This is a genomic window from Pseudoalteromonas nigrifaciens (assembly GCF_002221505.1).
Taxonomy (GTDB): domain Bacteria; phylum Pseudomonadota; class Gammaproteobacteria; order Enterobacterales; family Alteromonadaceae; genus Pseudoalteromonas; species Pseudoalteromonas nigrifaciens.
In genome coordinates this window covers 1,386,187-1,403,829 of sequence record NZ_CP011036.1, presented here as the reverse complement: position 1 = coordinate 1,403,829, position 17,643 = coordinate 1,386,187, and the positions used below count along the sequence as shown (strand labels likewise).

The 17,643-nt window shown below is 42.1% G+C and carries 15 protein-coding genes; 5 read left to right on the top strand and 10 right to left on the bottom strand.

The window, feature by feature from the left end:
- Positions 1-73 precede the first annotated feature (73 nt).
- On the bottom strand, positions 74-1,045 hold the full coding sequence (locus PNIG_RS06880; protein ID WP_011327895.1) for a sensor domain-containing diguanylate cyclase: 972 nt from the start codon (positions 1,043-1,045) through the stop codon (positions 74-76).
- 5 nt (positions 1,046-1,050) lie between these two features.
- Positions 1,051-2,055 (bottom strand): response regulator, encoded by a 1,005-nt coding sequence (locus tag PNIG_RS06875; RefSeq protein WP_011327894.1) that lies wholly within the window; start codon positions 2,053-2,055, stop codon positions 1,051-1,053.
- 226 nt (positions 2,056-2,281) lie between these two features.
- Here PNIG_RS06875 and tpx point away from each other — a divergent pair, with 226 nt between their 5' ends.
- Positions 2,282-2,863, top strand: coding sequence for a thiol peroxidase (tpx, locus tag PNIG_RS06870; RefSeq protein WP_011327893.1), 582 nt, complete (start codon positions 2,282-2,284; stop codon positions 2,861-2,863).
- Positions 2,864-2,936: 73 nt separating this feature from the next.
- Here the strand turns inward: tpx and adk are convergent, their stop codons facing one another.
- Both adk and htpG read right to left on the bottom strand, forming a co-directional pair.
- A complete protein-coding gene (adk, locus tag PNIG_RS06865) occupies positions 2,937-3,581 on the bottom strand; it encodes an adenylate kinase (protein ID WP_011327892.1) in 645 nt (214 codons plus the stop codon).
- A 164-nt stretch (positions 3,582-3,745) separates the two neighbouring features.
- Entirely contained in the window at positions 3,746-5,662 is a 1,917-nt protein-coding gene (htpG, locus tag PNIG_RS06860; RefSeq protein WP_089368101.1) for a molecular chaperone HtpG, read from the bottom strand.
- 452 nt (positions 5,663-6,114) lie between these two features.
- Between htpG and PNIG_RS06855 the strand changes: the two genes are divergently transcribed.
- The gene (locus tag PNIG_RS06855) at positions 6,115-6,774 is read left to right on the top strand and encodes a hypothetical protein (protein WP_089368100.1); all 660 of its coding nucleotides are present in this window, start codon (positions 6,115-6,117) and stop codon (positions 6,772-6,774) included.
- 51 nt (positions 6,775-6,825) lie between these two features.
- Here PNIG_RS06855 and PNIG_RS19915 read toward each other — a convergent pair whose 3' ends face one another.
- The 4 genes from PNIG_RS19915 to PNIG_RS19905 form a co-directional block, all read right to left on the bottom strand.
- On the bottom strand, positions 6,826-7,575 hold the full coding sequence (locus PNIG_RS19915; RefSeq protein ID WP_115121826.1) for a phage antirepressor KilAC domain-containing protein: 750 nt from the start codon (positions 7,573-7,575) through the stop codon (positions 6,826-6,828).
- On the bottom strand, positions 7,572-7,844 hold the full coding sequence (locus PNIG_RS06845) for a hypothetical protein (RefSeq protein WP_089368099.1): 273 nt from the start codon (positions 7,842-7,844) through the stop codon (positions 7,572-7,574). Before PNIG_RS06845 ends, PNIG_RS19915 begins: the two co-directional genes overlap by 4 nt.
- 74 nt (positions 7,845-7,918) lie before the next feature.
- Complete coding sequence (locus PNIG_RS19910; RefSeq protein ID WP_157696004.1) at positions 7,919-8,077, bottom strand: hypothetical protein; 159 nt, start codon at positions 8,075-8,077, stop codon at positions 7,919-7,921.
- Between the two features lies 1 nt (position 8,078).
- Positions 8,079-8,246, bottom strand: a complete 168-nt coding sequence (locus PNIG_RS19905; protein ID WP_157696003.1) for a hypothetical protein — start codon at positions 8,244-8,246, stop codon at positions 8,079-8,081.
- A 131-nt stretch (positions 8,247-8,377) separates the two neighbouring features.
- Between PNIG_RS19905 and PNIG_RS06840 the strand changes: the two genes are divergently transcribed.
- Genes PNIG_RS06840 through PNIG_RS06830 form a run of 3 tightly spaced genes read left to right on the top strand, consistent with a single transcriptional unit; the run spans position 8,378 to position 10,092 of the window.
- Positions 8,378-9,142: an Arc family DNA-binding protein gene (locus PNIG_RS06840; protein WP_089368098.1), complete on the top strand. Its 765-nt coding sequence runs from the start codon at positions 8,378-8,380 to the stop codon at positions 9,140-9,142.
- Positions 9,124-9,495: a DUF4156 domain-containing protein gene (locus PNIG_RS06835; RefSeq protein WP_147207647.1), complete on the top strand. Its 372-nt coding sequence runs from the start codon at positions 9,124-9,126 to the stop codon at positions 9,493-9,495. Before PNIG_RS06840 ends, PNIG_RS06835 begins: the two co-directional genes overlap by 19 nt.
- A gap of 36 nt (positions 9,496-9,531) precedes the next feature.
- Positions 9,532-10,092: a hypothetical protein gene (locus PNIG_RS06830; RefSeq protein WP_089368096.1), complete on the top strand. Its 561-nt coding sequence runs from the start codon at positions 9,532-9,534 to the stop codon at positions 10,090-10,092.
- A 31-nt stretch (positions 10,093-10,123) separates the two neighbouring features.
- Here the strand turns inward: PNIG_RS06830 and PNIG_RS06825 are convergent, their stop codons facing one another.
- Positions 10,124-16,333 (bottom strand): LPD38 domain-containing protein, encoded by a 6,210-nt coding sequence (locus PNIG_RS06825; RefSeq protein ID WP_089368095.1) that lies wholly within the window; start codon positions 16,331-16,333, stop codon positions 10,124-10,126.
- Positions 16,323-17,636 (bottom strand): hypothetical protein, encoded by a 1,314-nt coding sequence (locus PNIG_RS06820; RefSeq protein ID WP_089368094.1) that lies wholly within the window; start codon positions 17,634-17,636, stop codon positions 16,323-16,325. The genes PNIG_RS06825 and PNIG_RS06820 overlap by 11 nt, the downstream gene beginning before the upstream one ends.
- Between the last annotated feature and the right edge of the window lie 7 nt (positions 17,637-17,643).

Sequence of the window (17,643 nt, the reverse complement as noted above, 5' to 3'; positions counted from 1 at the left end):
CTAGGTTATGGATAATAGATTTATTAAGCAACGCTGCATACTCGCGTTAACTAACCGATATAAAAAATGACGCTTAGGCGTCATTTTTTATATCATCAAACATAGTAATACTATTCCTACCATTGTGTTTTGAATTATAAAGTGCTTTATCGGCAGCCTCAATCCAGCGTTCATGGTTTTTAAATTCATTACTATAAGAGGCAATGCCAATACTAACCGTCATACTCACTAGCTGATCTTTGTAAGCCACCGGGGTTGCCGCAATTAGTTCACGTAAACGCTCGGCTATTATCATCGCACCTTGTTTATCAGTATCGAGTAAGGTGATAGCAAATTCTTCACCACCGTAGCGCCCTGCTATATCTGTTTCGCGCAATGTGCCTTTTAGTAATTTTGCAATATGACGCAATGCCTCGTCACCACAACTGTGGCCGTACTCATCGTTCACTTTTTTAAAGTGGTCAATATCAAACATTAATAAAGTACTGCAACCACCACTGCGTTTAGTACGCAAAAACTCTTGGCGTAACGTATGTTCCCAGTGCCCTCGGTTAGCTAGCTGCGTTAAGCTATCGGTTTGACTAACTTGCTCAAGCTTTTTATTTAACTGTTCGAGTTCTTTTTTATTAACGGCTACATCTGTTACATCGTAAATAATAATACATATATGCTCAACATCACCACGGGTATTTGTTAGTGGAATAAAGGTGGCATTTTGGTACATATAATCAGCTTTGCCGGTAATTGGCCGATAGTTTTTAAAACGAAAGATATAAGGTTGCTGTTCCCAAATTGTAAACGAGCGGTTTTTTAGTACAAACACGGATTCAGATTTACTTCTAAACCACTTTTCATCTATTGCGGGAAATAAATCAAATAAGTCTTTGTGTTTAACTGCGCTTGGCAGTAATCCAGAATGATTTTCCATAAAACCATTCCATACACACACTTTATATTCTCTGTCGAGCACCACTAGGCCCACATCAACAGTATTAAACATATCCATTAACCAATGGATTTCATTCATATTTAAATCAGCTGACATAATCGTTAATCTTCTAATAGGTAGGCAACTTTGTACTTCAAAGTTTTTAGTGAGTCTTCGGTAAATAACAACATCAAATCGCAATTTATATTGTGGTTTTCAATACCGTAACTTATCTCGATTGCTAAGGTACGTTGCCAACGTGGTTTGTTAGATTTAACCAGCTCTGATACATCTCTATGCTGACCCAGTACTATGGGATGCCCTTGGCTAAATGTCATATCAAGTTGTTTAGAGAGTCCAGTTAAAATAGCGCCAATAAGTATATTACTGATATCCATTAACAGCTCTAGCTCTACTTTTTCATTGAGCTCACCGTCGTAGTTCATTAGCGATGCTATTTCTTTAAAGCTCGAGTCATTTAAAAGTAGTAATGCTTCCCCTGATACACCGCCGCCTATAAAGCCTTGGCAGATACCCGAGGTTGAGGTGCTGTTATCAATTGAGCGCAGCGCCATATCAAGCTCATTTACTTCTAGAATATTAACATTAGGTATGGGCAGCTTAACAAATACATTAAGTAACCTTGCGAGTAGGTCGCCTGCTTGCCCCATGGCCACGTTAGTAAGCTCTTGGTATATATCTCGTACATCAGGGTCTACCTGCTCACCTAACGAGTGCGCAAGGCGCTCTCGCATTGCTTTATCTTTAATGCCATGATGTTCAATAATAGTGGCTAGCTTTTCTGCGGAGCAAGGTTTTTGAATAAAATCAATTGCACCTAGCTCTAATACGCGCTCATGTGCCGCCGGCTGAATATCGCCAGAAACCACCACAGTGAGCACATTAAGACCAAGCTCTCGTATCGCTATGAGTACTTCATAACCATCCATTTCCGGCATATTTAAATCAAGAAAAAGAATTTCTGGCTGTATTTTTTTTATTTGGTTTATACAATCTACACCGTCATGCGCAAATTCAATTTTAATATCCCAATCCACTGGTAAAGATCGAGCTAATTGGCGTCTAGCTAATTTTGAATCATCACATATTAGTACCGATGTTGACATATTCTCTCTCTATTTTGACCCTGTTATAGGTATCAAACTGCATTAATAAAGGTTTAATTATTGTTTTTTATATACATATTTTTTACATATGTATGTTATATCAAAGTATACCTTGTTTACAATTTTTGATTAATAAATAAAAGCATCTACTTCTTCTGCTTGGTGAGCACTTCGCAGTATAATACACTTAACGCTATTACAGCCTGAATCTAAAAGGAAATACCCTATGTTTCGCTCGTTAATTTTTGCATTAAGTGCATTTAGTTCTGTGGCCTTTGCTGCCGATTATACCGAAAACACGCTTGATGCTGGCAAAGTATCCGCACAAGGTAAACCTGTTACTTTATTAGGTAAGGGAGTTGCTGTAGGTGATAGCGCACCAGAGTTTAAAGTGGTCGACGCTAACTTTACCCCTGTTACATTGAGTGCGTATAAAGGCCAAGCCGTTTTGATTAGCGTAGTACCTAGTTTAGATACCGGTATTTGCAGCCTACAAACTAAACACTTTAACGAAAAAGTAGCACAACAATTTCCAAACATAACCATGTTGACCATTAGTAGCGATTTACCTTTTGCGCAAAAACGTTTTTGCAAAGCTGAGAACATAGATAAGGTAATTGTGCTTTCTGATTCGGTATGGCACGACTTTGGTCAGAAGTATGGATTTATAATTAAAGATATGGGGCTACTAACACGCGCTGTACTTATTTTAGATAAAAACCATAACGTGGTTTATAAGCAATTAGTGAGTAACCTTGCAACTGAACCAGAATACGCCAGCGTGATTGAAAAACTAAAGGCACTTTAAATTAACCTAAACTCTGCACAAAAAAACCGCTAAATTTTACATTAGCGGTTTTTATTTAATAGAGGACTGTAAATTAGCCTAATAGCTCACCTAACTGTTTGCTAATAGCATCAACAGCTTGTGTACCATCTAGCTTATGATACTGGGTGTTACCCGCAGCAGCTTCTGCTTGGTAGTAATCAACCAATGGCATAGTTTGCTCATGGTAAATACCTAAGCGTTTACGTACTGTTTCTTCAGTATCGTCTGCACGAATAATAAGCTCTTCACCTGTTTCGTTGTCTTTATCTGCCACTTTTGGTGGATTATAAACAACGTGATAAACACGACCAGAACCTGGATGAACACGACGTCCACCCATACGCTCAACAATCACTTCATCAGCAACATCAAATTCAATAACGTGATCAACCACTACGCCATTTTCTTTCATCGCATCAGCTTGTGGAATAGTGCGCGGGAAACCGTCTAATAAAAAACCATTTTCGCAATCAGCTTTAGTAATACGCTCTTTTACTAAACCAATGATAATATCGTCAGAAATTAACTGGCCTGCATCCATTACTTTTTTTGCTTCAAGACCCAGTGGAGTGCCTTCTTTAATTGCTGCACGTAACATATCACCAGTCGAAATTTGTGGAATACCGTATTTATCCATCAAGTACTGAGCTTGAGTGCCTTTACCTGCACCCGGCGCGCCCAAAAGAATAATGCGCATATCATTGTCCCTTAGTAATAGTTTGTTTTTTGAAGCCTGAATTCTTCCATAAGCGCCGCCGATACTCAAGCAACTTATACTAATTGATAAGTCATTAGCGGGCATATAGCGTATAAAAAAGGGAACTTAGGTTCCCTTTTAACTTAATCTTTAATTTTTTAAACTTATTTGCTTAATTCAAGCATAAGTTTATTTAAGCGAGTTACAAACCCTGTAGGGTCTTTAAGTGTGCCACGCTCTGCAAGTAACGCTTGGTCAAGTAATACATGCGACCACTGTGCAAACTTATCTTCGTCTTGCTCATCATTTAAATGCTTAACAAGTTGATGCTCTGGGTTTAGCTCAAACACAGGTTTTGCTTCAGGAGCGGCTTGACCAACCGATTCCATTAGCTTTTGCATTTGTGAGCTCATGTCGTTGTCATCGCTAACAACACATGCTGGAGAGTCGGTTAAACGATGCGTAAAACGCACTTCTTTAACTTCATCACCTAACGCAGTTTTAATACGCTCTACTAAACCGGCAACTTCTTTTTCAGACTCTTCTTGCGCTTTTTTAGTCTCTTCGTCGTCAAGCTTACCTAAGTCTAAATCACCACGGGTGATTGATTGTAGTTGCTTATCAGCAAATTCAGTTAAGTGGCTCATCATCCACTCATCTACACGGTCACTTAGCAGTAATACTTCAATGCCTTTTTTACGGAAAATCTCTAAATGCGGAGAGTTTTTCGCAGCAGTAAACGTATCAGCCACTACGTAGTATATTTTTTCTTGGCCTTCATTCATGCGCTCAACGTATTGCTCAAGCGATACATCTTGCGTTGCTGAATCGGTATGCGTAGAAGAGAAACGTAATAGTTTACAAATTGCTTCTTTATTAGCTGCATCCTCTGCAGGGCCTTCTTTGATCACTTGACCAAATTCATTCCAAAATACTTGGTAATCGTCCGCTTTGTTTTTAGCCATACGCTCAAGCATTTTAATAATACGCGATGTACACCCTTTACGAATAGCTTGCGTTACTTTGTTGTCTTGTAGAATTTCGCGAGATACGTTAAGTGGTAAATCGTTTGAATCTAACAAGCCTTTTACAAAACGTAAATAACTTGGCATGAATTGTTCAGCGTCATCCATAATAAACACGCGTTGTACGTACAGTTTTAAACCACTTTGGCGATCACGATTCCATAAGTCGAATGGCGCTTTTTTAGGGATGTATAACAAACTAGTGTATTCAGTTTTACCTTCTACCTTGTTATGCGCCCAACTTAGTGGATCTTCCCAATCGTGGCTTACGTGCTTGTAAAACTCTTTGTATTCGTCATCTGAAAGCTCTGACTTATCACGAGTCCACAGTGCAGTAGCGCGGTTAATACTTTCCCACTCACCTGGTACTGCTGGGATTTTTTCGCCATCTTCCCCTTCAGACTCTGGCACTTCTGCTTTGTACATTTGTACTGGGGTCGAAATATGATCCGAGTATTTAGTCACTATGCTGCGCAGGCGCCACTCATCAGCAAACTCTTTTTCTTCTTCGCGAAGATGTAGAATAATGTCGGTACCACGGCCTTCTTTTTCAATTTCTTGCAGCGTGTACTCGCCTTCGCCTTGAGACTCCCACTCGTAAGCAGTTGTTTCGCCAGCTTTACGGGTGCGAACCGTTACTAAGTCTGCCACGATAAATGCTGAGTAAAAACCAACACCAAACTGACCAATTAACTGCGAGTCTTTACTTTGATCGCCAGTTAAGTTTTTGAAAAACTCAGCAGTACCCGATTTTGCAATCGTCCCTAAAGAGCTTATTACTTCATCGCGGGTCATACCAATACCATTATCAGAAATAGTAATGGTGTTAGCTTCTTTGTCAGCGCTAATACGCACACGTAAGTCAGCGTCGCCTTGGTACAGATCACCTTGTGATAATGCTAAAAAGCGTAACTTGTCTGCTGCATCTGAGGCATTTGACACAAGTTCACGTAAAAATATTTCTTTATTAGAATAAAGAGAATGAATCATTAAGTTGAGTATCTTACCCGCGTCCGTTCCAAACTCATGTTTTGTAATGTCTTTTTGATTTGTCATAATGTTACCTTTCATTATTTGGTACACACTTTGGTACACAAGTGAATAATTGAAGTTCTTACCATGACTGAAATATTGTGCTTGTTGGTGGGTATTTCAAGGGGTGTTTGCAAATTTGTCGTAGACTTAACAACAAACCTATTATAGCTTTATTACGCAATAATAATATAGCACGACATTATGATTGTAGGTTGATGACTCGATACTCTGTAAAAGCCCGCTTAATTGCGGGCTTTTTGTTAATGACGCTTTTCAGCTAATCTGCTTGTGACGTGACCCAGTACAAAAAACACCAACAATCTATACAAGCTTTTGTTGATAAATCTATACCATATGTATAGTGTGACTTCTGTAAGTGATGAATCAGCATTGAAATGAATAATCTGCGCGCTATTTTATTGCCAGTAAGAATAAAGTAGTTTTATTTAATACGCTATACTAGGAGTATCGCTATGCTTGAGGGGACTGTTATGTTGCTAACAACTTTGGTTTCCAGTGCTTTTTCCGTTAATGCTTCGGAAGAGGTTGGCCTTTTAATACCAAGCAAGTCAGTGGCTACTAATATAAGTGCTAGGGATATATCTATAAGGCTTGGCCAAAAATTAGCACAACTTGATAAAACTTTACTTCAAGCTCGTCAGGTTTATTTTGATCTATCTAATTCTGATACCGTTAACCAAGAAGCTCTAGCAAACTTAGATGATTTAGTTAATCTTGATCTAGCCCTTCGTGGTGCGTCTAAATACCTGAAAAGAAATTGGAACCTTTACAACCAAGATATATTAAATGCACACGGCCATATAGTTCATCAAAACTTTAAAGACTTAGTTTCTAAATCTGGACAGTTGAGAAAGAATATATCTAATATTTGTAGAGTGTTAGGAAGCTCCTTAAAGGAGGCTTCTGTTAATGAAAATTGCAGTTTTACACCTTCAGAAGATTTTTTTATAGCAGCTAACGCAGTTAGTAATGAGATTTATCAGCATCTTTTCAATGGTAGCATTGTCGTATCAGCGCCTGCCCCAGGATTAAGTGATTTTAAATGGGGCGATGAGAACAGGTCTAAATTTGAATCCGCAATCAACCAAGTTAAGGTATTGGAGACAATTTAATTTGACCCTATACTGTTAGAAAAGCCCGCTTAATTGCGGGCTTTTTGTTTTCTAGGCTGCGTGATCCTGATCTCGTTCACTCCACAACTTTTGAAGCTTGGAGAGCCCTTTGCCCGTGACTAGCGCGGTTACTGATTGCTTAAGCCCATGATCTGGATGATCCCAGCTACCAAGCTTAACATCAAGATAGCCTGATTCAATTTTTGTCTGGTAAGGCTCGTTACGTCTTGAGATCCAGCCTATTTGTCGAAGGAACGCAAATAATCGCCGCTGGCCCGTACCAATAACCTTTGCAGCTTGCGCCACACTTATTGCGTCGGGCGCTGCCTCAACCTGCTTGGCAAAGGCTACGCGCGGGGCTTCCTCTTCTATTTGATGCTCAAGCTTTAACTTTTCTTGCTCAAGTCTCAGCCTCTCTTCTTCTGATTGCATGGCCAGTTGCAAAATATCCATGCGCGATAAGTTTTCCGCTGGAGCTTGTCGCTTGTTCAGTTCGTCACGCATTTCAAAGAACGCTTTGATCAGTGCTTTTTTAAATGCTTTAACCGTATCGTTATTTCTAAAGTACGTTAATAGCAAGGCTGATTGCTGCTCGTTAAGAATGGCGTATTCAGTTGGGCGCCCAGCCCCTGAAATTGAATTCTGGATTTCAAATCCAATATTGCCAAACTCTTCAAAATCAGCAATATTCTGGCGGATCACTTTTATTACCGACGCATGTGGGTTGCCCACACCTTCAGCAATTGCCAGCGAGGTGGTGATCGGGCAATTTGTATCATTTAAGGTCACGATGCTGTTCATTGGATAGTCCTCACTGGCATTGATTCAAATTTAGCTTGCATATCGCCCAGGCGATCAGATACGAGCCATAATAAATTAGAAATTTGCTCCATGGGGTATCCCTCCATATTGTCGTTACCTATCATAAAATCTACAAGCGATTTGGCTTGCGTTAACAGGCGATCAAAATCATCATAACTGTCGTTGGTCATAATGTTTGCTTTTACGAGTGGTTTACTTTCATTTACTCGTTGTGCGTTATCTTGGTTTTTTGCTATATTAGAAGACATAAAGACTCCTTACTAATGATTCGGTGGTGTTTTTATTGGCCTCAACTGTTACAGCAGTTGGGGCTTTCATTTTGTTAAGCTGTTTTAACTTGCTCATCAGCTTTCCTTTTTTCATCAAGTATAAAGTTAAGCTCGGCTGTAAGTGAGCGGCGGTTCTTTTTGGCCTGCTCTTTTAGCCATTCGTGATTAACCGGTACGACTCTAAATTTAACTTGTGCATATTGAGTTGTCATACTAAAGCCCTTGTTGATTTGATTGCGCGGCTTCATCGTCGGCTTTAATTTTTTTAAGCCACATTTCAACCTGCTTGTTACGTGATCGCCCCTCTTCTTTTGCTTTTGCTGTTATGTACGCTTGCATTTCTGGCTCAAAGCGGAATGACATAGGTTGGTACTCTTTCATTTTATTTCCTTAAATTTATTTATACTTAGATAAAACTACACTGTAGTTACACTGAATATTACACCGTGAATCTATACTGTCAAACTTTTTTTAACTACACTGTGTAATAATTTGTTCGGAAGAAGATAATAATGAGTAGAGACATAGCTCCATTTGGGGTTAGGATGCCTAGCCATTTAAAAGAAGAGCTTCACAAAAAATCTAGCCTGAACGGCCGCTCTTTGAACGCAGAGATAGTCTCAAGGCTAGAGAAATCTGTTGATGAAGAAGCAAATAAAATTGAGCATGTAAATATCGACTTGTTGGAGCAGTTGCAAGCAGCGTTAGATCAGCGTCAAGCTCTAGGGAATCAGGTCCACACCATGCAAGAAAGGCTGGGCGGGCTATCTATATTGCTATCAAATCTTAATCATCATGTAATACCTGCTTTGTGCCAAGCGAAAAATACACGACTTGGCAGCGCTGGCACAACTTATGGTGATAAAGATCGCCTTTGCGCATTTGTTAACGGCTTCTTTGGTGCCTCAGGAATTGTGTTTTACATACGTGATGGACACTCTAACCATAGCGCGTTAACGGTTTTATTAAAGGGTGATACAAATAACTTTCTTGCAGACGCCACGTCCATGACCGTTGAGCGCCTGCCAAGGGAAAGAGAGGTTTTAGAATTATTTCAAGAGCTCGACGAGCGCGGCCTTCTTGATGTTGCTGAATTTGCCACCACTCGCGTTAAGCAAACTCGCGACTTACCCGTAGAGCAAGCGATTGAAGAGTTAGAGCAATACAAAACTAAGCCTGTGCGCTCTAATATTTACGAATTTTTAAGCCTATTTTTTAGCGAGCCAGATAAAGTTAAGTCTAAATGGTTTGTTGAAGAGTGGAAAAAATTGAATTAGATCTTTTATTAAAGAAATGGAGCCTTAACATGAAAATTCACATTGTTTTTATATCTTTATTACTGACCAGTTGCGTCACTATTCCAGAACTAAAGTCAGAAGCTAATAATGTTAAGGTTGTATCAACTGACAGGGCAGTAATCAGCTGTCAGTCATTAGGCTTGGTTTATGGATACAGTGATAACGGTTTTGAGGGTTATGCTGGTGCAGCAGGGATAAGTCAGCGCCACTCTGTATACGACGCGCAAAATAAGGCTTATGATTTAGGGGCTGACACAATATTAATTATAAATACAAACCCTAGAATAGGCGGGACAGATACTGCCGCAGAAGCATTTAAATGTAATTTTTGAATTGAGCATCTGCTTAGCCAAAGGATGTAGGTCAATATGAAGAACAAATTAATTTTAAAAGTTATAGGGTTAATTGCCATTTTTTTATCAGTAACCGGTTGCGACCAGCTATCCTACGCTGACACAAGTAGTGATTGCATAATAAAAAACATGAAGGGGGTCACTACCGATCATGCTGCCAACTTTACTTATCAAGCTTGCAGGGAGGAATACCCCGTTGCGAAGACTGAAAGAGCGCTGAGTGATGCTGAGGTTAAGAGTCTTACTGGGCGTGCTGCATTAAATTTAACTGATGAACATTATTCTGGGTATATCTATAACGGAAATACAAATTTAACCGTATCTCAAATAACAATAACTATCACTGCTAAAAAAAGTGACGGGGGAGAAATATCAAAAAAATATTTGCATAACTTGTCCATCTCTCCTTTGTCTAGATCTGATTTCAGAATAGAAATAATGCCTGAGTCCGAAACGATACCTATTATTGATCCTTTTGCTAAGAAGGAAGGCAAAAAAAATCAGTTTAGCGCATCGACGCGAATAAAAGCTGGAGAATATACATGGTATATTTCAGATGCCATTGGGTATCTATAAATAACAAGCCCGCTTAATTGCGGGCTATGTTTTACCACTCCCCTAGATTAAACCCTACATAAGCTTGGTGGTACACTGCGTTTTTCTGGCGCTGTAGTTCATCAAGCTGTTTGCGTTTTTGCTCACCGCTTAACTCCTTGCTGTCGTTTATAGCCTTTTGCGCTTTGCCAATTTTAGAAATGACGCGCTGTATTTTTGCAAGCCCTGACTTGCTTTGTATTTTAGCGCCTTCTTTTTCTACCAGCTCTTGAATTCTCGCATTGTCACCAAGCTCCATTGCGCGCTTATAGCTGCCGTAAGCTTGATTTGCAGTGTCGAGCGCATTGTAAAACTCATCAGCAAATTTGGTGCTGCCTTTAGGCCTATCGCCTTGATAAAAAGCTTTTATGACCGGGTATCTATTTATTGGCGTATCGGCCGACTCTTTGCCCATTATTTGGCGCGCTACTATATCGCTTGCGCCGAGGACGTAGCCACCAATAGTACCCGTATAACCCTTAATAATGTGCTCAACTTTTTTAGGCGATATACCAAACTGCTTGCCTATTGATATTGCTATATCACTAGTGTGTGCGCTGTACCTGTCCTCTGGCTGCTTGTTTTGATCCGCCATACCCTCAATAGGCGCATCCCTAAAAAATGACTTGTTTATAGTCGTTTCTACGAATGGCAATATAAACTGAGGCGTTGGGTTTAATGCCATAGTATTTAGCACTGCATTCATAATTGACTTTTGAAGGTCCTTATCAGTTTGGTTACCTGCGGCATAGTTAAATAGCCGCTCTGGCATAGTGCCAAATATAACCCCTAGCTCAAACGGCTTAGGTATGCGCCAGTGATCTTCGCCAGCCCAAAAGTGCCAGTTTATATCTTTATCCCAATCTGGCAGTTCCTGATAACGCTCATCGTCATCATTGTACATCGCCAATGCAAGGCTAAGTCCCGCTAGTTTTATGCCTTTCATTGCCAAGTTAGCGCTCAGCACGCGCAGAACCTGATCGCCATCACTCGCCTTTGATGCTCTTACTAGCTTACTCATGCCTTGTAGCCTGGCGTTGAAAAATGGCAGCATATCAATCATAAAGTTTATTGTTGTAAAGTTCCCTTTTAGGCTGTAATCCATTAAGTCTTTTGCCAAAAATGCCGCTTCACGCTTTGTTTTCCCTGCACTCAAACCCGACTCGTAAGTGCTTAGTCGGTTGGCGTTTTCAACTTTGTCGCTTACATTTCTATACACCTCTAGCATTTGCTTGCCATTAGTTATTAAGCTGCCCATGTAGGTATCCACTTCTTTTGTGGTTAAGCCTTTAGATCGTAAAGAGCGGCGAGTTTGCTGCGCTGCAGCCTCAGGATCTGCCCCATGAATATAACCCCCCTGAAACGCCGCGCCGCTAAATATTAAGTCGCGATACGTTTCATCCTCTTTAAATGCTTTTTTCAACCCTTTATAGCTGTCGGTGCCAAATTTAAAGCCATCCTTGCTTATCATCCATGCATGAACAGCATCGCGAATAAAGTTTTTAGCGATAAAGTCAGGCGACAGCGTTATGCCCGCTGTTAAAAATCGCTTAGCACTTCTGCCAAGCTTATTAACTATGTTCTGGCTTCCGCTACTGTTTATTTGTATTAACGATCGCAGTAAGGCGGGATCGCTCACAAGGTAGGCCTCTGGCTCGCCGTTAATCATTACCCTTACTTTGTGATCGTTATTTAGCTGCTGCTGGGTTCGAGATTTTGCCTCATCGCTTTTTTCATGGCTCATGAAGTCAGTGCCATCTAAGTTGCTAACAACCTCTTGCATAGCCTTGTTTTTTAGCGATGCTTCAATAAGTGTGCTCTGGCGAGTAATAATATTTTCTAGCAAATCTTTGGTTGATTGCTTGCCCCCTTTTAGCTCTTTTATTTTTGCCGACTGACTGGCTATACCAGCACGAACGTGCGGCTCAATTATAGTGCGCTTGATTGCGTCCATTTCTGAGTCTGTTTCGCCCATATCGCGGAAAAATGGCACATAATATTCTTCATCGAACGCTGCACGCTGCGCTTTACTAATTAACCCTGCCCCTTGCGCTAAATCCAATATGGCCGAGTTAATTTTATTGTATTCTTCACGTACTTTTTCAAATGACTTTTCTTTTCCGTTACCAAGCGCTTTTAACTCTGCAATATCTGCTTTTGTTAAGTTGTTTTCACGGCCTTGCGATTGTAGCTTTTCAGCTCGATGTGCGCCCATCCACGCTAGCCAGTCATTTAAGTCCTCGCCAACCATGCCGAACACTTCTAGCAGCCCTTTAGTACCTTCTTTTCGCTGCACTATGCCGTCTTTCCACATAGGGGCGCCATAGTTAAACACGCCATGTAACACATCAGAAACACCAGCGGCAAGCCTTGCGCTTACATACCCCTGTTTATTAACATCGGTTATGCCTACGCTATCCTCTGCCTGCTTAATGCCAGCTAAGCCGTCAAATATACCTTCATTTAACCTGTTCCAAAATGGCGCGCTTTTAAGTGCGTTTAAATTGGCTTCAATTTTTGACTTAGCTTGCTGTGCAATAGTTTCTTTTGCTTGCTCAACAAGCCCAAGCTTTTCTTTGGCAGTGCGGGTATCGGTGTTTGCAGTTTTGCTTAACTTTTTATCGCCTTTGCTGTAGGCAAGCTCGCTGTTTGCGCTTTCGCTGTTGGTGCGCTGCGCTTTAAACCCCTTTACAATGCTTTCTAGCATTTCACGCATTGCTGTTAGTTCGGTATCTTCGCTATAAGCCAGGCCTACTTTATCAAGCTGTGCACGTATAAAGCGTTTAAGTGCTTGCCACCAATATTTAAGCTCGCCTTTAGTGGGTTCGTTTTCTACAAAGCGGGCAAATATCTCTTCGGCTTTTACGTCCTGGCTTGCATCCCAGTAGTCGTTGTTTGCGTCCTTCCAGTATTTCTCAAATGCTTTACGGCCCTTAGTAGCTTTTATGCGATCAATAAATGCTTGCTTAGCATCTTTACCAATAACAGTATCAAGGCCGCCGTGCGCTATTGTTTCGTGCGCTAGGGTTTGCTTCAAGTCGCTTTCACTGTCGATGTTTTCGGCTATCACATACACTGTTTTACTGTTTTCGCTGTAAGCACCTTTAACTACCGATCCAGCTAAGTTCATGCGCCAAAGCTTTTCAGCTTCGCTACTGGTTTGCAGCACCTTTACTTTAATGCCAGCGGCCCCTTTTAATGATTTTAAAAAGTTGTCGGCGGCCCTTTCTGCATCAACCTTGCTTACGCCTTTTGCCTTATTACTGCTGCCTTTAGAGAAAAACTTAACGGTATCACCTTCACTGGCGGAGCCTTCCTTTGCTTGCTCGCTAGCCGCTTCCTCGCTATTAAGCTGCTCTGGCCTCTTTGATTCAGGCAAAGAAAAACCGCTCTTAGGCGGCTCTGTTTTTTTAGCGGGCTTAACGGCTTCTTTAATTGGCGGTGGCGTATCATCAATGCCAAACTCTTTACGCAATTCGTTATACGCCATGCGGTTAATGCCCTCTGGCGTATCGTCGTTAAACTTTTTATACGTTTCAAATGACGACTCAGCAAGCGCTCTATCAATAGCTGGCTCGTAGCCTTCTTCTATTTTTGCCATGGCAACGTCAAAGCCTGGCGAGCCTTTTTTAAGCCCTTGCTCTTTGGCTTGGCTTTGTAGCCATTTGCGCTTAGTGGTTTTTAGTATTGGTGGTAGCTCGCTTGCTTGTTCAGTGGTTGCCGGTTCTTGTTCAATTAATTTACCAGCTTCGGCAGTTTCAACGCCTTTTTGTTCAGATTGTTTACCATTATCATCATTTAATTTACCAGTTGTGGCAACTTCTTCATTACCAGTGGCAGTTAGTTTACCAGCATCGTCCTGCGTTTCAGTGCTGGGCATTTCTTTGGCCAATGGTACCAACTGTTCAATAGGCGCATTTAATCGGGTTACTTTTACTGACTCACCTTTTTCACGGGCAGCTAACCACTGGTGATGGCCGTCGAGTACATAACCGTCATTCGATACCAATATAGAGCGATTGCCGCCCTCAAATTCCATTGCCTTTTTAACTTTGGCTGGTGAAAATTCTTGCTGCGTTGGCTTTAATGAGCTTGCTTGCACCTCATCTTTTTCATTGCCAATATCACGCGCTTTCATAAAGTTAACCATAGCGCCGCGATTTTCAGCTTTAATTTGTGGCATTTCTGAACGCGGTATATTTTTGGTGCCGCTCTCCTTTGTAAAAGATTGCCACTCATCATTAAGCATTTCACCTGCGATATTCTTACCTTCTTGTTGGGCTGGTTGCGCTTGATCGCCCTGTTCATTTTGCGCAACCGTATCAGTTTCAGGGCTTTGCGTTATGGTACCCTCATCTGTGAGGGTAGCATCTGCTTGCTGTTTGTCCGCACTTATATCCGGAGCTGTATTAGGTGCGGTACTTGCATCGCTTTTGACGGTCCAGCCAAAACCATTATCAAAACTAACTGCTTTAGTTTTTTTGCCTGCTCTGCGTGCTGCTCGCGCTTCTTTGCTTAATAGCGCATCGCGTTTGGTTTTAAATGCTTCACCATTTTTAGCCACGTTAACGCCACTTTCGTTACCTGCAAAGATAATATCTTTTTGTGGTAATAAATTTTGCGAGTCTTTACCGGCTTGCTTAACCTGCTCTGCTGCGCGCTGCTGCGGCCTGCCATCTTCGCCAAAAATAATATCCTTTTGCTCAATACCTTTAGGCTGTGACTCAATATCAGCTTGTGCTTGCTCGCGCATTTCACGGTTTTTAGTTTGCTCTGCCGTTGGTAGCTTGCCTTGCTCTGGCACTACTTGGCCGTCTATTGGTGCATTGTCTATACCTTGCGCGTTTTGAGCGTCTGGGCCTAATAGCTCGCCTTCGTGTTGGTACTTAATAGGACTAAAGCGATCCTCTGGCGTTGGCGTCTTGTCAAACGCTGCTGCTTTTACTCGTTCGTCTACAGTAGGCGCGTTGTTTCCGGCATCTAAGTCCTTTAAAGACTGCTGCTGCGGACTGGTAAGCATATCGCCATACTGACCAGCTGCTCTTGGGTCTTGACCAAAACCAGCTTCCCTCGCTGCTGTAGGCACATCGTAATCAATATCATCATTTTCAAATACAGGTATTTGCGTATCTTCTGGTATCGCCTGAGCTTGCCCGGCCTCTTGTGCCTGCACAGGCTCTGCCGCTGCTGCAAACAAAGGATCGTCAATGCCAAATTTTTCTTTCATTGTGCGCGCAACGACTGCCGACGCTTCAACATCGCTCAGCCCTTGCTTTATGGCTGCTTCATACTGCTGCTTTTTAACAGTTTCGATTGCTTCTTCTGGCGACGCCCCAGCCTCTATAAGTTGATCTGCACCGCTTTTAACTGCTTCCGCTGTTTTTTTCTGATAGCCCATTACCTTTTGTGCCGACTCTGAGCCGGTACGCATCACGCCACCTACCGCAAAGCCGCCAACAAAGGCTTCGTCTAGCCCTTCAAATTCATCAATGCTTTTGCCAGCGCCCCATTGCGCCAAGGCTTCTTGTCCTGTTTCTGTTAAGCCTTCGCCTACTGCGCCTTTGAATATGCGCTTAGCAAAGCTTGGGTCGCGCACTGCATCTACAAGTTCGCCCTTGCCCATGCGCTTAGCTGTTTCGACTACGCCATCTTTTAAAATGTCTTTACCTAGCTGCCCCATGCTAACCTTGATGCCTAAGCGCTCAAGCAGCATTTGGCCGGCACCGGATGCAACCGCTTTAACTTCGTCTTTTTCGCCTTCGGGTTGCTTTTCGTATGCCTCGTTAGATAGTCCACCGGCCATGCCTAGCGCGCCAACGCCAGTTGCTGCAGCGGCCATATAAGGAAGCGAGCCAGCAACAAGCTCACCAGTGTAGCTCCCTAAGTCGCCAAGGCTATCAATATCTTTATATGAGCCAACTGTAGGCTTGTACGCTTGCTGCTCCTTAACGTTACGATCGATCCCTTCTTGCGCCCACTCAGCTAGCGATCCTCCTTGCCCGATGGTATTTGCCACCTTCTGAGATATTGAGCCCTCCTCTTGTTCGCTGCCCTTTTCGCCGGTATCAGTAAAGCCCTTAACCGCTCGATAGCCTAGCTCTTGAACCTTATCAACGCTTGCGCCAAATGCTGCAGATATGCCGCCTTCCGATTCTGGCTCAGCAAAAGGGTCAATAAATTCAATTTCTTTATTTGTAAATGGATCTACTATTTTATTGGCCATTTGATAAATACCCTTGCTGAATAGCTATTTGTGTAGCTTGTTGTTCAGTTAAATTTTTGTTGGCTTCCATAAACTTCTTAATAACACCGCCCGCATCAACACCATCTATCTTACTTATATATTTAGCTTTACTATCACCACCTCCGCCTTTACTTTCTGGGCTAGGCGAGGCGCCATAGAGGCTATCAAGCTGCTCGCTTTGATTTTTAAATTGAGCCTCAACTCCTTTTATCGCTGCAATCTTTGCGTCGCCACTCAATGGTATTGCTGCCCCCTTGCCAGATTCTATGTCACTTAAGGCTTTTGCTTTCGCAGCCAAGAGCTGAGACTTGGCTTTTCTGTACTCTGCCTTTTGAGGAGCTTCTTTTTGCTGGCTACCCCCTTGCTGGGTGCCTCTAATGCTTTTAATGTGGCGGCGATACATCTCAGGGCTTTTTGCTATTTCTCTTGCTACAAATACTGGTTTTAATTGCCCAATGAGGTCTTTAGGGGCGAAAGCAGTCACTGGATCGTCAGGCTCTGTAGTGCCCCCTCGCGTTAAAGGCTTAACCTCTTGGTTTCCGTTCTCATAGGTGACCAGCATAGACATGGCAAATTTTTCGCCGTCAACTTTTCCGTCGGGCTGTACGTCACTCAATTTTTTTTCGCGTGGAGCTGGTATGAATGCGTAAAATTCAGAGTCTACAATTTTAGATTTTTGCAATGGATCATATTGGCCTATAGCTTTTTTAAAACGGTGCCCAAAAACGTTATTAATTGCCCCTTTAAATTCAGGGGAGTTAAATTGTGCCATTTCACCGGTTTTTGCAACTTCGCCCATTACTCGCTGCACTGTGTCAACGCTTTCCCCAGCCTCCTTTTCAAATAATCTGCGCGGATCCAAGTGCGGATTGCGCTCGAATACCTCCTCGTACTCCTTGGGTAGCGCCTGCTCTTGCTCTAATAGGTCAAAGGCTGCGGGGAGAATAGAAATATCCTGATTGTGTAAATCCTGTTTTTCTTGGTGGGCTTGCTTCCAGAGGTTGTTTTGTTGCTTTTCTTTAAGGCTGAGGTTTGAGTTATTCAGCGTATCGGTGCGATATTGCTGAAGGCTATCAAACTCCTTGTTCTTAAGCGTTACTTCCTCTTTGCGATGTATTGCATTTTGCTTATCTATTTGAGCTTGTCTATTTTTTTGGTCTGTATGCTCTTGCCTTTTAAAGGCGTCCATATCAGATAAACGAGCCTTCTCATCCTTACGCGCCTGATGGCGCTCCATCATTTCAAAGCCTTTTAAAGCGCCGTCTACAAATGCACCTGCCATAAATTAC